Origin of the sequence: Streptomyces sp. NPDC017936 (genome assembly GCF_044328485.1) — a bacterium.
Classification (GTDB): Bacteria; Actinomycetota; Actinomycetes; order Streptomycetales; family Streptomycetaceae; genus Streptomyces.
The window spans coordinates 207,264-221,495 of record NZ_JBIRHK010000004.1 but is presented as its reverse complement, the minus strand read 5'-3'; the positions used below and the strand labels follow the sequence as shown (position 1 = coordinate 221,495).

Genomic DNA, 14,232 nt, shown 5'->3' with positions numbered 1-14,232 from the left:
GGCGGACGTCCTCAGATCCCGAGCATCCCGGCCCACAGCTCGGGGAAGTCCGGCAGGGTCTTCGCCGTCGTCGCCACGTTCTCGATGCGCACGCCCTCGACCGCCAGGCCGATGACCGCGCCGGCCGTGGCCATGCGGTGGTCGTCGTAGGTGTGGAAGATCCCGCCGTGCAGCGGGCGCGGACGGATGTGGAGGCCGTCGGCCGTCTCCGTCACGTCCCCGCCGAGCTCGTTGATCTCCTTGGTGAGCGCGGCCAGCCGGTCCGTCTCGTGCAGCCGCAGGTGGGCCACGCCCCGCAGGGTGGACGGGGAGTCCGCGAGGGCGGCGACCGCGGCGATGCCCGGGGTCAGCTCGCCGACGTCACCGAGGTCGACATCGATGCCGTGGACCGCGCCGGAACCCGTGAACACGAGCCCGTACTCGGTCAGCTCGCAGGAACCGCCCATCTCGGTGAAGATCTCGCGCAGCCGGTCGCCCGGTTGGGTGGTGCGGGCCGGCCAGTCGGGGACGACGACCCTGCCGCCGGTGACCAGCGCCGCCGCCAGGAACGGCTGCGCGTTGGACAGGTCCGGCTCGATCGTCAGGTCCCGCCCGAGCAGGGCGCCCGGCGTGACCCGCCAGACGTTCGGCTCGCCGCCCGACTCCGGCGTGTCCACCTGGGCGCCGACCGCGCGCAGCATGTCCACCGTCATCCGGATGTGCGGCAGCGAGGGCAGGGTCGAGCCGGTGTGGCGGACCTCGACGCCCTGGTTGAACCGCGGGCCGGACAGCAGCAGCGCCGACACGAACTGGGACGACGAGGAGGCGTCGATCTCCACCGGGCCGCCGTCCAGCGCGCCGCCGCCGTGCACCGTCAGCGGCAGGGCGCCCCGGCCGTCGTCGTCGATCCGGGCACCGAGGACCCGCAGCGCGTCTATGACGCCGTTCAGGGGGCGCTCGTACGAGCGGGGGTCGCCGTCGAAGCGGACGGGGCCGTCGGCGAGCGCGGCCACCGGCGGCAGGAACCGCATCACCGTGCCGGCGTTGCCCACGTCGACCGTGGCCGGACCGCTGAAGCCGTTCGGCAGCACCCGCCAGGCCTCGCCGCCGCTCCCGGGGCCGCCGGCGACGGCGGAGCTGGAGGACACCGTCTCCTCGATGCCGACGCCCATGGCGCGCAGGGCGTCGGCCATCAGCAGGGTGTCGCGGGAGCGCAGCGGGCGGCGCAGCCAGCCGGGCTCGGAGGCGAGGGCGGCCAGCACGAGGGCGCGGTTGGTGACGGACTTGGACCCGGGCACGTGGACCGTCGCGTCGACGGCTCCGCTCGCGTGCGGGGCGGGCCAGAGGGCGCTGTGCGCGGGGATTTCGGGCATGCGCCCACTTTAGTCTCCGACGGCAGGGGGCGAGGTTCGGATGCGGCGCCGTAGGGGCTGGTCGCACCGGGCGGAACCACGGCTCGGCACCGACGGGATCGTGGACCGGCACCGGGCGGAGCCGCGGACCGGCACCGACGGGACCGCGGACCGGCACCGGGCGGAGCCGCGGACCGGCGTCGGCGGGATCGTGGACCTCACCGGGCGGAGCCGCGGACCGGCGTCGGCGGGATCGTGGACCGGCACCGGGCGGAGCCGCGGACCGGCGTCGGCGGGGTCGTGGACCGGCACCGGGCGGAACCACGGCTCGGCACCGACGGGATCGTGGACCGGCACCGGGCGGAGCCGCGGACCGGCGTCGGCGGGATCGTGGACCTCACCGGGCGGAGCCGCGGACCGGCGTCGGCGGGATCGTGGACCTCACCGGGCGGAGCCGCGGACCGGCGTCGGCGGGATCGTGGACCAAGACCGGGCGGAGCCGCGGACCGGCGCCGACAGGATCGTGGGCCGGCGTCGGCGGGACTGCCGACCGGCGCCGACGGGATCACGGCTCATCACCGCGCGGGACCACGGACCGGTGCTCGTCACCCGGCGGGACCGCCGACCACCGGTCGGCGAGCCGCGTACCCGGTCCGCCGGGCCTCACATCCCCAGCAGCCACCGGCCGCCGCCGAGCAGCGAGCACAGGCTCACCGCGTGGAACAGGAACAGCCACAGCCAGGCGGGCGCGTGCGTCAGGCGCGACAACTGGTCCGCGTCCGAGTCGCCCGCCCCGCCCCGCGCCCTCTTCGCCTGGAGCTCGAAGGCCGGCCGCACACCGCCCAGCAGCAGGAACCACACCACCGCGTAGGCGAACGCCGCCTGCACCTGCGGTCCGGCCAGCCAGGACACCAGCAGGAACGTGCCGCCGGTCAGCACCACCGTCAGTGCCCCGTACGCGTTGCGGATCATCACCAGCATGGCCACCAGCAGGGCCGTCGCCAGCCACAGCAGCAGCGTGATGCGGCCGGCGCCGAGCAGCGCGGCACCCCCCAGCCCCAGCAGCGGGGGAGCGGTGTAGCCGGCGGCCGCGGTCAGGATCATGCCGAGGCCGTACGGCTTGCCGCGGCTGACGGTCAGGCCGCTGGTGTCGGAGTGCAGGCGTATGCCGGTCAGCGTGCGGCCGGTCAGCAGCGCGACCAGACCGTGGCCGCCCTCGTGGGCGATCGTGACGGCGTTGCGCGAGAGCCGCCACAGACCGTGCGGGACGACGAGGGCGAGCGCGGCGGCCATGGTGGCCAGCACCACCCACAGGTCGGGGTCGGGCTGGGTGCCGACGAGACGGTCCCAGAGGTCGGGCAGCGCGGTGGCGGCGGTGCTGTCCATGTTTCCTGGTGGCTCCCTGTCCTCGTGATCGATGGGGGCGGCGCGCTGCGCCGTCGGGCGTGGTGGCCGGGTGACGGGTGGGCCTGGCAGTGTGGCACGTATGTGCGGACGGTATGCAGCGAGTCGCAGCCCCGAGGATCTCGCGGGAATCTTCGACATCGACAAGTGGGAGCCCGAGGAGACCCTGGCCCCCGACTACAACGTGGCGCCGACCAAGGAGGTCTACGCCGTCCTCGACCGTCCGTTGAAGGACGCCGACGACGAACGCCCGGTTCGGCAGCTGCGCAAACTGAGGTGGGGGCTCGTGCCCTCCTGGGCGAAGTCGCCCGAGGGCGGCGCGCGGATGATCAACGCGCGCGCCGAGACCGTCCACGAGAAGCCGTCCTACCGCCGCCCCTTCGCCGCCCGGCGCTGCATCCTGCCCGCGGACGGCTACTACGAGTGGGTCACCGGCGAGCAGGAGCGGGACCTGGAGGTCGAGGGGAAGAAGAAGCGGCCCCGCAAGCAGCCCTACTTCGTGCTCCCGGCCGACGGCTCGGTCTTCGCGATGGCCGGGCTGTACGAGTTCTGGCGGGACCGGACCCTGCCGGACGACCACCCGCGGGCCTGGTGGGTGACCTGCTCGGTCATCACCACGGAGGCCGAGCGGAGCCCGCTGGCCGTGGCCCCCGCCGAGGGCCCGCGCACCCTGGCCGACATCCACCCCCGGATGCCCCTGATGCTCACCCCCGACCGCTGGGACGCCTGGCTGGACCCGGCCCGCACGGACGTGGACGAGCTGCGCGGGCTCCTCGACGCGCCGCCCGCCGGACTGATGCGCGCCTACCCGGTGGCCACCGCGGTCAGCAACGTCCGCAACAACGGCCCGGAGCTGCTGCGGGAGCTGGAGGGTCCCGAGGAGGGCACACTCTTCTGACGTGACCACTGTGACGACCGACCTCATCCCCACCGACGCCGGCGACGCCCGCATCACCTGGCACGAGGCGGTGAGGGCGCGGCTGGTCCTCGCCGTGAGCCATGGCGCCGGGGGCGGGATCGAGGCCCGGGACCTCCAGGCGCTGGCGCGCGTGCTGCCCGGGCACGGGGTGAGCGTCGCCCTCGTCGAGCAGCCCTGGCGGGTGGCCGGGAAGAAGGTGGCGCCCGCGCCCAGGACGCTCGACGCCGGCTGGCGCGGGATCTGGCCCGCGGTCGCGCGCAAGGGGCTGCCGGTGATCTCCGGCGGGCGGTCGGCGGGGGCCCGGGTGGCCTGCCGCACCGCCACCGTGCTCGGCGCGCACGCCGTGCTCGCGCTCGGCTTCCCGCTGCACCCGCCGGGCAGGCCGGAGAAGTCCCGCGCCGGCGAGCTGCTCGGCGCCGGGGTGCCCACCCTCGTCGTCCAGGGCGGCAACGACACCTTCGGCCGGCCCGGCGAGTTCCCCGAGGGGGACTACGAGATCGTCGAGGTGCCGTACGGCGATCACGGCTTCGCCGTGCCCAAGCGGGCGGAGATCGGACAGGAGGAGGCCGTGGCGGTCGTCACCGACGCCGTCGTGAAGTGGACCGGGGCCCTCGGGTAAAAATTCGGGAATGCCGCGGTGGCGCCGACTGTTGACGTCGACGAGGTGCCGGACATCCGGCACGGATGTCATCGGGAGAGGAAGTCCGCCGCATGGGTTCGACCATCTGCCCGCCCGCCACCCGCCATCTCGTGGACGGGCCGCCCCCGGCAGAACCTGATGCGAGCCGCTCCGGCCGCGCCGACCTGGACTGGACGGTGCTGCACGCGGCCAGAACCGCTCCGTTCGGAGCGGCATCAGGTACCGGTCGTCGTCTATCCTCCGATTCGAGTGGGATCGGTTTCGGTCCTGCCCGAGAACTTGAGGAGGTGGGTCCGGTCACCGGTACCGACGCAGGGACCGACAACGGCCAGGCGGAGCTGCCCGAGGGCCAGGGCACGGGCGTGGAGGCGAGCGCGGAGTCGGCCGCGGAGCGCAGTGCGCGCTTCGAGCGGGACGCGCTCGAGTTCCTCGACCAGATGTACTCGGCCGCGCTGCGCATGACGCGCAACCCGGCGGACGCCGAGGACCTGGTGCAGGAGACGTACGCCAAGGCGTACGCGTCCTTCCACCAGTTCCGCGAGGGCACCAACCTCAAGGCCTGGCTGTACCGGATCCTGACCAACACCTTCATCAACTCGTACCGCAAGAAGCAGCGCGAACCCCAGCGCTCCGCGGCCGAGGAGATCGAGGACTGGCAGCTGGCGCGCGCCGAGTCGCACATGTCGACCGGTCTGCGCTCGGCCGAGTCGCAGGCGCTGGACCACCTGCCCGACTCGGACGTGAAGGCGGCACTTCAGGCCATTCCCGAGGAATTCCGCATCGCCGTGTACCTCGCCGATGTAGAGGGCTTTGCGTACAAGGAGATCGCGGACATCATGGGGACACCCATCGGTACGGTGATGTCCCGACTGCACCGGGGCCGCCGTCAGCTGCGCGGCATGCTCGAGGACTACGCCCGCGAGCGCGGGCTGGTCCCGGCCGGCGCCGGAGAGTCGGACGAAGCGAAAGGCTCGGGCTCATGAGCTGCGGAGAGCCGCACGAGACGGACTGCAGTGAGGTCCTCGGTCATCTCTACGAGTTCCTCGACAGTGAGATGCCGGACGTCGATCGCGACAAGTTCAAGCAGCACTTCACCGAGTGCTCGCCGTGTCTGGAGAAGTACGGCCTCGAAGAGGCCGTGAAGAAGCTGGTCAAGCGGTGCTGCGGGCACGACGACGTGCCGACCGACCTGCGCTCCAAGGTCATGGGCCGGATCGAGCTGATCCGGTCCGGCCAGGCCGTGCCCGAGCACGACGTGGCCGGCACCCCGCCGGAGTCCTGACCGGGCGGCATCACCCGAATGTGCTAATCCGCGGGTGATACGCCCGCAGTGCCACCCCCCGCCACCCTAGGCTCCGGAGCCTGAACCGGAGCCTGAGAGGGCGTGCTCGGGGGGAGGGCGACATGGCGGGAATCCCGGCACGGGCGCGTGCCTACGTCATCTGCGTGGCCCTCGGCGCCCTGCTCTGCCTGCTCCCGCCGCCGTCGGCCCCCGCCTCCTGGTGGGCGGCCCCGCCGCTCGCCGCGCTGTACGCCGCCGGCGAGCGGATCGCCCGCCGGCCCTTCGCCGGCACCCTCTACCCCGTGCTGCTCGCCGGGGCCTTCCTGCTGCCGCCGCACGCGGCCGCGCTCGTCCCGCTGCCCGGCGCGCTGTTCTCCGCCGTCGACCAGCGGCCCTTCGCACTGCGGCGGATCTGCCGGGCCGCGCACCTGGTGATCGCCGTGTGGGCCGCGGCCCGGCTCCACGGGGCGCTGGACGCGCGGGACGCCGTCGAGGCCTCCGACTTCCCCCGGGTCCTGGTGCCGGCGGGAGCCGCCGTCCTGGTGTTCTGCCTGGTGCTCAGCGCGCTCGACGGCGTCATCCTCGCGCTGGCCGAGGGGTCGCCGCTGCGCCGGGTCCGGCGCGGGCTCTTCCTGCGGTCCCTCGCACCCGTGGCGGTGCACGGACTGGCCGGGCTCATGATGGCCGTCCTGTGGCGCAGCCCCTTCGGCCCGTTCGCCGCGCTGCTCGTGCTGTTCCCGATGGCCGTCTCCTGGTGGGTGTTCGCCCAGTACCACCGTGAGCGGGCCGCCCACCAGGCGACCGTCCGCGCGCTGGTGCGGGCCGTCGACATCAAGGACGGCTACACGCGCGGGCACAGCGAACGGGTCGGACAGGCCTCGATGATGATCGGGCGCGAGCTGGGCATGGACGAGGGACGGGTCGAGGTGCTGCGCTTCGCCGGGATCCTGCACGACGTCGGCAAGCTCGGCGTGCCCACCCGGCTGCTGCGCAAGGACGGGCCCCTGACCCCCGAGGAGCGGCGCGTGATCGAACTGCACCCCGAGTACGGGCACGAGATCACCCGGGGCATCTCCTTCCTCGGCGAGGCCCGCTCGGCGATCCTCCACCACCACGAGCGCGTCGACGGCAGGGGCTACCCCTACGGGCTGGTGGGCAGCCAGATCCCGGAGTGCGCGCGGGTGGTGGCGGTCGCGGACGCCTTCGACGCGATGACCTCCACCCGCTCGTACAGCAGGGCCCGCCCGGTGGAGGCGGCCCTGGCCGAGCTCCAGCGGTGCGCCGGCAGCCAGTTCGACCCCCGGATGGTCACCGCGCTGGTGCGGGTCGTCGCGCGGGACGGATGGCACCCGGTGGTGACCGCCGACGAGACATGGCCCGCGGTGCCGTCCCAGGCGCCGGTCCCCGACCGGCCCGGAGCGCGCCGGTGACCCTCCGCAGCCCCCTGGCCGCCCTGCACGCCACCGCGGCCGTCCTCGTCGCCGTCTGCCTCCTCGCCACCCTGCGCTCGGGCGTCCAGGAGCGGCCCGTCGCCCTCGCCTTCGGCGTGCTGATCGCCGTCGGCGAGCTGACCCTCCCCCACGCCGGGTGCGTCCCGCCCACCCGGACCCGCCCGGGCGGAAGGGCCCCGCTGAGCGGCGGGAGCCGGACGAGCGGCCCCGGGCTGCGCGGAACCGCGCCGCTCGGAGCCGCCGGGTCGCTGTCGTACGCGCTCCTCGGGGAGCAGGCCGGGCACCCCACGCACCACGGGGTGGTCCAGGTCGTCTCGGTCGTGTTCGCCGCCTCGCTGCTCGGCAGCGTGCCGCACCTCGCGCGCGGCCAGGAGGGGTCCGTACCGGACCGTCTCACCCGGCGGGTGCTGGCCGTCGGCTTCGCCGCCGTGTGCTTCCAGCCCCTCTACAACCGCGGGGTGTTCGACGACTGGAGCGGCCCGGCGTACGCGCTGCTGCTGCTCGCGCTGCTCGTCCTCACCGTGCTGTGCGACACCGTGGTCGCCGCCGCGCTCGCGCACTCCCGCACCTGCTGGCCGTTCGGCCCGCTGCTCCGCGACGAGCTGCGGTCGGTGCCCGGGATCGGGTCGGCCGTGTGCGCGACCGGCGCGGTGATGGCGCTCGCGGTGGCCGTGGTCGGGCTCTGGGCGCTGCCGGTGTTCTCGGTGCCGCTGCTGCTCACCCAGCGCTCCCTGCGCCGGTACGCCGCCGTCCGCGCCACCTACCGGCAGACCATCGCCTCGCTGGCCCGCGCCACCGAGATCGCCGGGTACACCCCCGCCGGGCACGCCCGCCGGGTCGCCGCCCTCAGCCAGGCGGTGGGCCGGGACCTGGGGCTCACGGAGCCCGAGCTGACCGTCCTGGAGTACGCGGCCCTGATGCACGACATCGGGCAGCTCAGCCTCGTCGACCCGGTCCCGGCCGGGGCGACGGCCGGGCTGCCGGTCGCCGAGCAGCGGCGGATCGCGCTGCTCGGCGGGGCCGTCGTCCGGCAGACCGGGGCGAGCGCCCAGGTGGCGAGGGTGGTGGAGCGGCAGGCCGACCCCTACCCGGAGCAGCCGGTGGCCGCCCGGATCGTGCGGGTGGTCAACGCCTACGAGGAGAAGGTGCGCGACGCCGGTCCCGGCGGGCCGCTCACCGCCCTGGAGGAGCTGCGGCTGGGGACGGGCGGGGACTACGCGCCCGAGGTGGTGGAGGCGCTGGGCCGGGTCCTGCTGAACCAGGGGTGCGGCGCGTGAGCGCCCCGGCAGGGCGGGCCGCCGGGCGGCGACGGGACTGTCTGACCCTCCCCGCCGGTGGGTAACCCATGGGTAATGAGCGACCTTCCAGCCCCACGTGGTTGGATGCGAGGGAGAGGGTGTCCGGGGGCACCGGCCAGCCCACACCACGGAACTGGCAGGCGGGAATCGTGAGGATCTTCGGCAAGGGACGGCACCGGCCCTCCGCCTCCTGGCGGCAGGCCACCGACCGTGCGTTCACGCTGATCGGCGACGGCCGGTACGAGGACGCGGGCGCGCTGCTGACACGTGCCGCGGACCTGGAGCCCTGGCTGTCGGAGTCCTGGTTCAACCTCGCCCTGCTGCACAAGTTCCGGCACGACTGGGAGCAGGCCCGCTCCGCCGGTCTGCGGGCGGTCGCCCTGCTGGAGCGGGGGACCGGGGCCCCGGACTGGTGGAACGTCGGCATCGCGGCCACCGCCCTCCAGGACTGGCCGCTGGCCCGGCGCGCCTGGCAGGCCTACGGACTGCACGTGCCGGGCGGCGCCACCGCCGCCGGCGAGCCCCTCGGGATGGCCCTGGGCAGCGCCGCCGTACGGCTGTCGCCCGAGGGCGAGGCCGAGGTGGTGTGGGGGCGGCGGCTGGACCCCGCCCGGATAGAGGTGCTGTCGATCCCGCTGCCGTCCTCGGGGCGGCGCTGGGGCGAGGTCGTCCTGCACGACGGGGTGCCGCACGGCGAGCGGACCACGTCGACCGGGCACGCCTACCCCGTCTTCGACGAGATCGAGCTGTGGGCGCCGTCTCCCGTGCCGACCTGGGTGGTCCTGCTGGAGGCGGCCACCGAGGCCGACCGGGACGCCCTGGAGCAGCTCGCCGCGGACGCGGGCTTCGCGGCCGAGGACTGGTCGTCGTCGGTGCGGCTGCTGTGCCGGATGTGCTCGGAGTCGCGGATGCCGTCCGACGAGGGCGACGGCGAGCACCTCGACCCGCACGACCACAGCGAGCCGGGTCATCCCGGGCCGCTCGGCCACCGCACGGACGGGCAGCTGTGGGTGCCGGAGCGGGAGTGCGGGGTGGCCGCGCCGGCGTCGCTGGTGAGGGGGTTGCTGGACGGGTGGGTGGCCGACAGCCCCGACTCCAGGGACTGGCGGGACCTCGAGGAGGTCTGCTGACGGCGGAGCCGCGCACCGGTACGGTCCCGCGTCCCGCGGGGGCGCGTTCCCCGTACCCTGTATCGAGCATCTACCCCCTGTTCTCCTGAGGAAGGCGTACGTCGGTCATGGCGCAGCAGGACACCGATCAGCAGCACGCGGGCGTGCTCCCCGTGGACGACGAGGGCTTCGTCATCGACACCGAGGAGACGGAGGAGCGCGAGCAGGCCTGGCGGGAGGCCGGGACCTCGCGGCCGATCACGGTCGTCGGCAACCCGGTGCTGCACAAGGAGTGCCAGGACGTCACCGAGTTCGGTGAGGAGCTCCAGCGGCTGGTCGCGGACATGTTCGCCTCGCAGCGCACCGCCGAGGGCGTGGGCCTGGCCGCCAACCAGATCGGTGTGGACCTGAAGGTCTTCGTCTACGACTGCCCCGACGACGAGGGCGTGCGGCACGTCGGCGTGGTCTGCAACCCCCGGCTGGTCGAACTGCCGGCGGACCGGCGCCGGCTGGACGACAGCAACGAGGGCTGTCTGTCGGTGCCGACCGCGTACGCGCCGCTCGCGCGGCCGGACTACGCCGAGGTGACCGGTCAGGACGAGAAGGGCAACCCGATCAAGGTGCGCGGCACCGGCTACTTCGCACGGTGTTTGCAGCACGAGACCGACCACCTCTACGGGTACCTCTACATCGACCGCCTCTCCAAGCGGGAACGCAAGGACGCGCTGCGGCAGATGGCCGAGAACGAGCCCCGCTACCCCGTGGTCGCCAACGACTGAACCGCACACCCCTCACGAGACGCCCGGCCGGGACCGCTCCCGGCCGGGCGTCGTTCGTGTGTCCGACGCACGTTCGATCGCTTATGCGCATCTGTCGGTGCAGGACCCGTCATGCGAAGCCGGGATTCTCGGCAGGCTGGGGTGGTGAATAAAGCAAATCCGTTCCCGGAACGGTCTGTTGTAGTGCTGAATGGGACGTGCGGGGATAGGCGACGGCGCACGCCCGGCACGGCGCGGAGGGGTGTGCGCGACAGGCGGCTGAGAGGGGTTGTTCGTGCCAGCTTTCCCACACAGCACCACCTGCAGGACCGCATACGACACCACGGCGACGGTGACCGCGGCGGCGGTGCCTCCCTCGCTCTCCCTTCCGGTCATCGAGGCGGTGTTTCCCCGGCGACTGCACCCGTATTGGCCCCGGTTGCAGGAGAGGACGCGCTCGTGGCTGCTGGAAAAGCGGCTCATGCCGGCGGACAAGGTCGCGGAATATGCCGACGGCTTGTGCTACACCGACCTGATGGCGGGCTACTACGTCGGCGCGTCCGACGAGGTGCTCCAGGCCATCGCCGACTACAGTGCGTGGTTCTTCGTCTGGGACGACCGGCACGACCGTGACATCGTGCACGGCCGCCCCGGCGCCTGGCGCCGGCTGAGGCTCCGCCTGCACGCGGCCCTGGACGACCCGGCGGCCCATCTGCGCCACGCGGATCCGCTGGTCGCCGGGCTCGCGGACAGCGTGGGCCGGCTGTACTCCTTCCTGTCCGCGACGTGGAACGCGCGGTTCGCCCGGCACTTCCACGCCGTGATCGAGGCGTACGACCGTGAATTCCGCAACCGCGTCGAGGGGCGGATACCGACCGTCGAGGAGTACCTCGAGCTGCGCCGGCTCACCTTCGCCCACTGGATCTGGACGGACCTGCTGGAGCCGAGTGCGGGATGCGAACTCCCGGACCCGGTGCGGAAACATCCGGCTTATCGGCGCGCGGCCCTGCTGAGCCAGGAATTCGCCGCCTGGTACAACGACCTCTGTTCGCTCCCGAAGGAAATCGCGGGCGAGGAGGTGCACAATCTCGGAATCAGTCTCGTCACCCACGAGGGGCTGACCCTGGAAGAAGCTGTCGAGGAAGTCCGGCGGCGCGTCGAGGAATGCACATCCGCATTCCTGGTCGCGGAGAAGGACGTGCTGCGGCTGGCCGACCGGCTCGCCGACGGGACGGTCCGCGGGAAGCAGTTGAGCGTCGCCGTGCACGCCTGCCTCGGGAACATGCGGAACTGGTTCAGCTCCGTCTACTGGTTCCACCACGAGTCGGGCCGTTACAGGGTCGACAGCTGGGACGACCGGTCCACCCCTCCGTACGTCGACAACGAAGCGGCAGGTGAGAAATGACCGTCGAGTCGGTGCAGCCCACGACACCCGGGGCGTCGCCACTGCGTGAGCCGCCGCCGGCCGGTGGCGGGGTTCCGCTTCTGGGCCACGGCTGGAGGCTCGCCCGCGATCCCCTGGCCTTCATGAGCCGGTTGCGCGACCACGGGGACGTCGTCCGCATCAAGCTCGGCCCCAAGACGGTGTACGCCGTCACCGATCCGGACCTGACCGGGGCGCTGGCCCTCAGCCCCGACTACATCATCGCCGGGCCCCTGTGGGAGTCCCTGGAGGGCCTGCTCGGCAAGGAGGGCGTGGCCACCGCCAACGGGCCGCTGCACCGGCGCCAGCGGCGCACCGTCCAGCCCGCGTTCCGGCTCGACGCCATCCCGGCCTACGGACCGATCATGGAGGAGGAGACCCGCGCGCTCGCCGGGCGCTGGAAGGGCGGCGGGACGATCGACTGCACCTCGGAGTCGTTCCGCATAGCGGTGCGGGTGGCCGCCCGCTGTCTGCTGCGCGGGCGGTTCATGGACGAGCGCGCCGAACGGCTGTGCACCGCGCTCGCCAGTGTGTTCCAAGGGATGTACCACCGCATGGTGGTGCCGCTCGGACCGCTGTACAGGCTGCCGTTCCCGGCCAACCGCGAATTCAACCGCGCCCTGGCCGATTTGCATCTCCTGGTCGACGAGATCATCGCCGAACGCCGGGCGTCCGGTCAAAAGCCGGACGATTTGCTGACGGCATTGCTGGAAGCGAAGGACGACAATGGCGACCCCATCGGGGAACAGGAGATCCACGACCAGGTCGTCGCGATACTGACTCCGGGCAGCGAAACCATCGCGTCCACGATCATGTCGCTGCTGCTGGTCCTCGCGGATCATCCGGAACACGCGGACAAAGTGTGCGCCGAGGTCGAGGCCGTAACCGGAGGCAGGCCCGTCGCATTCGACGACGTACGCAAGCTGACGCACACCAACAACGTCGTCCTGGAAGCCATGCGGGTGCTGCCCGCCGTATGGATATTGACGCGGCGCGCGGTCACCGACACGGAACTCGGCGGGTATCGCATTCCGGCCGGTGCCGACATCGTGTACAGCCCGTACGCGATCCAGCGTGACCCGCGTTCCTACGAACGGCACCTGGAGTTCGACCCGGACCGGTGGCACCCGCAGCGGTCGAAGGACGTGCCGAAGTACGCCATGCGGCCGTTCGGCGTGGGCAACCGCAAGTGCCCCAGCGACCACTTCTCGATGGCCCTGCTCACCCTGGTCACGGCGACGCTCGCGTCGACGTTCCGCTTCGAGCAGGCCGCCGGCTCCGACGACGCGGTCCGGGTGGGCATCACGCTCCGTCCGCAGCGGCTGCTGCTGAAGCCGCTGCCCCGGTGAGGGGCGCGCCTGCGGCGTGCGTTCAGGCGGCCCGAGGCCCCCGGAACGTACGCCGGTAGGCGTTCGGGGTGGTGCCCAGCGCCCGCACGAACTGGTGGCGCAGGGCGGACGCCGTGCCGAAGCCGGTGCGCCAGGCGATCGCGTCGACCGTCTCGTCCGTCGCCTCCAGCAGGCGCTGGGCGAGCAGGACGCGCTGCCGCAGGATCCAGCGGTAGGGGGTGGTGCCGGTCTCCTGCTGGAAGCGGCGGGCGAAGGTGCGCGGGGACATGTGGGCGCGGGCCGCGAGCTGTTCGACGGTGACCTCCTCGTCGAGGTGCTCCTCCATCCACGCGAGGACCCCGCCGACGGTGTCGCACCGCGACCGGGGCAGCGGCCGCTCGATGTACTGGGCCTGGCCGCCGTCCCGGTGCGGCGGCACCACCATCCGCCGGGCGATCTTGTTGGCGACGTCGGGGCCCTGCTCCTTGCGCACGAGGTGCAGACACGCGTCGATGCCGGCGGCCGTGCCCGCCGAGGTGATCACCGGGTCGTCGTCGACGTAGAGCACGTCGGGCTCGACGACCGTGCGCGGGTACTGCCGGGCCAGCTGCTCCGCGTGCCGCCAGTGCACCGCGCAGCGCCGCCCGTCCAGCAGGCCCGCCGCCCCCAGCACGAACACCCCGGAACAGACGCTGAGGACGCGCGTCCCCCGGTCCACGGCCCGGCGCAGCGCGTCGAGCAGCTCGGGCGGGTAGTCCCGGGCGGCGTACGTCTCACCGGCCGGCACGGCGATCAGGTCGGCGCTCTCCAGCCGTTCCAGGCCGTGTTCCGTGCCGACGGTGAACCCCGCGGGGGTGCTCAGCGCCCGCCCCTCCGCCGAGGCGACCGCGAAGTCGTAGACCGGCAGCCCCTCGTCGCTGCGGTCGATGCCGAACACCTCGCAGACCACGCCGAGTTCGAAGGGGTGCACGCCGTCGAGGAGGATCACGGCCACGTTCTCCAGCATGCCGCCAGTGTGCCCGCGGATGGCAGGAATTCACAGAGGTGCGGCAGTCCTGCCACTGTCATGAGCGTCATGCGCGCACGATGCTTACCTCATGAACGCACTCACCGCATACCTCCCGGTCCTGGCCGTGTTCCTCCTCCTCGCGGGTCCGGCGCGCGGGGGGCAGGCCCCCCCCCCCCCGCCCCCCCCCCCCCCCCCCGCCGGGGCGCCCCGCGGGGCGCACATTTGAGCCCCCAGGTGGACCGTGGCCGCCACGGGCCCCAGGTTAACCGAAGGGCGGCGG

At 73.1% G+C, this 14,232-nt stretch carries 13 protein-coding genes; 10 read left to right on the top strand and 3 right to left on the bottom strand.

Going from position 1 to position 14,232, the window contains the following annotated elements; translation table 11 throughout:
• Window positions 1–11 precede the first annotated feature (11 nt).
• Both aroA and ACH4F6_RS10450 read right to left on the bottom strand, forming a co-directional pair.
• Window positions 12–1,352, bottom strand: coding sequence for a 3-phosphoshikimate 1-carboxyvinyltransferase (aroA, locus tag ACH4F6_RS10455; protein ID WP_397959523.1), 1,341 nt, complete (start codon window positions 1,350–1,352; stop codon window positions 12–14).
• A gap of 642 nt (window positions 1,353–1,994) precedes the next feature.
• The gene (locus tag ACH4F6_RS10450) at window positions 1,995–2,717 is read right to left on the bottom strand and encodes a M50 family metallopeptidase (RefSeq protein WP_397959522.1); all 723 of its coding nucleotides are present in this window, start codon (window positions 2,715–2,717) and stop codon (window positions 1,995–1,997) included.
• Window positions 2,718–2,817: 100 nt separating this feature from the next.
• On the opposite strand from ACH4F6_RS10450, the gene ACH4F6_RS10445 reads away from it, so the two are divergent.
• The 10 genes from ACH4F6_RS10445 (at window position 2,818) to ACH4F6_RS10400 (ending at window position 12,964) form a co-directional block, all read left to right on the top strand.
• A complete protein-coding gene (locus tag ACH4F6_RS10445) occupies window positions 2,818–3,633 on the top strand; it encodes an SOS response-associated peptidase (RefSeq protein WP_397959521.1) in 816 nt (271 codons plus the stop codon).
• A gap of 10 nt (window positions 3,634–3,643) precedes the next feature.
• Complete coding sequence (locus ACH4F6_RS10440) at window positions 3,644–4,273, top strand: alpha/beta family hydrolase (protein ID WP_397959837.1); 630 nt, start codon at window positions 3,644–3,646, stop codon at window positions 4,271–4,273.
• A 308-nt stretch (window positions 4,274–4,581) separates the two neighbouring features.
• Entirely contained in the window at window positions 4,582–5,277 is a 696-nt protein-coding gene (gene sigR / locus ACH4F6_RS10435; RefSeq protein WP_397959520.1) for an RNA polymerase sigma factor SigR, read from the top strand.
• Window positions 5,274–5,576, top strand: coding sequence for a mycothiol system anti-sigma-R factor (gene rsrA / locus ACH4F6_RS10430; protein WP_397959519.1), 303 nt, complete (start codon window positions 5,274–5,276; stop codon window positions 5,574–5,576). Before sigR ends, rsrA begins: the two co-directional genes overlap by 4 nt.
• 122 nt (window positions 5,577–5,698) lie before the next feature.
• Entirely contained in the window at window positions 5,699–7,006 is a 1,308-nt protein-coding gene (locus ACH4F6_RS10425; RefSeq protein ID WP_397959518.1) for an HD-GYP domain-containing protein, read from the top strand.
• On the top strand, window positions 6,919–8,304 hold the full coding sequence (locus ACH4F6_RS10420; RefSeq protein ID WP_397959517.1) for an HD-GYP domain-containing protein: 1,386 nt from the start codon (window positions 6,919–6,921) through the stop codon (window positions 8,302–8,304). Before ACH4F6_RS10425 ends, ACH4F6_RS10420 begins: the two co-directional genes overlap by 88 nt.
• Window positions 8,305–8,474: 170 nt before the next feature.
• Window positions 8,475–9,455 (top strand): tetratricopeptide repeat protein, encoded by a 981-nt coding sequence (locus ACH4F6_RS10415; RefSeq protein ID WP_397959516.1) that lies wholly within the window; start codon window positions 8,475–8,477, stop codon window positions 9,453–9,455.
• Window positions 9,456–9,562: 107 nt separating this feature from the next.
• Complete coding sequence (gene def / locus ACH4F6_RS10410) at window positions 9,563–10,213, top strand: peptide deformylase (protein ID WP_397959515.1); 651 nt, start codon at window positions 9,563–9,565, stop codon at window positions 10,211–10,213.
• A 274-nt stretch (window positions 10,214–10,487) separates the two neighbouring features.
• A complete protein-coding gene (gene cyc1, locus ACH4F6_RS10405) occupies window positions 10,488–11,597 on the top strand; it encodes an epi-isozizaene synthase (RefSeq protein WP_397959514.1) in 1,110 nt (369 codons plus the stop codon).
• Complete coding sequence (locus ACH4F6_RS10400) at window positions 11,594–12,964, top strand: cytochrome P450 (protein ID WP_397959513.1); 1,371 nt, start codon at window positions 11,594–11,596, stop codon at window positions 12,962–12,964. Before cyc1 ends, ACH4F6_RS10400 begins: the two co-directional genes overlap by 4 nt.
• 22 nt (window positions 12,965–12,986) lie before the next feature.
• Here the strand turns inward: ACH4F6_RS10400 and ACH4F6_RS10395 are convergent, their stop codons facing one another.
• Complete coding sequence (locus ACH4F6_RS10395; protein ID WP_397959512.1) at window positions 12,987–13,949, bottom strand: GlxA family transcriptional regulator; 963 nt, start codon at window positions 13,947–13,949, stop codon at window positions 12,987–12,989.
• Window positions 13,950–14,232 lie beyond the last annotated feature (283 nt).

Bases quoted from the DNA above. Each gene is read 5' to 3' on its own strand.
- aroA (WP_397959523.1), bottom strand. From the start codon at position 1,352: ATGCCCGAAATCCCCGCGCACAGCGCCCTCTGGCCCGCCCCGCACGCG.
- ACH4F6_RS10450 (WP_397959522.1), bottom strand. From the start codon at position 2,717: ATGGACAGCACCGCCGCCACCGCGCTGCCCGACCTCTGGGACCGTCTC.
- ACH4F6_RS10445 (WP_397959521.1), top strand. From the start codon at position 2,818: ATGTGCGGACGGTATGCAGCGAGTCGCAGCCCCGAGGATCTCGCGGGA.
- rsrA (WP_397959519.1), top strand. From the start codon at position 5,274: ATGAGCTGCGGAGAGCCGCACGAGACGGACTGCAGTGAGGTCCTCGGT.
- ACH4F6_RS10425 (WP_397959518.1), top strand. From the start codon at position 5,699: ATGGCGGGAATCCCGGCACGGGCGCGTGCCTACGTCATCTGCGTGGCC.
- ACH4F6_RS10420 (WP_397959517.1), top strand. From the start codon at position 6,919: ATGGCACCCGGTGGTGACCGCCGACGAGACATGGCCCGCGGTGCCGTC.
- def (WP_397959515.1), top strand. From the start codon at position 9,563: ATGGCGCAGCAGGACACCGATCAGCAGCACGCGGGCGTGCTCCCCGTG.
- ACH4F6_RS10400 (WP_397959513.1), top strand. From the start codon at position 11,594: ATGACCGTCGAGTCGGTGCAGCCCACGACACCCGGGGCGTCGCCACTG.
- ACH4F6_RS10395 (WP_397959512.1), bottom strand. From the start codon at position 13,949: ATGCTGGAGAACGTGGCCGTGATCCTCCTCGACGGCGTGCACCCCTTC.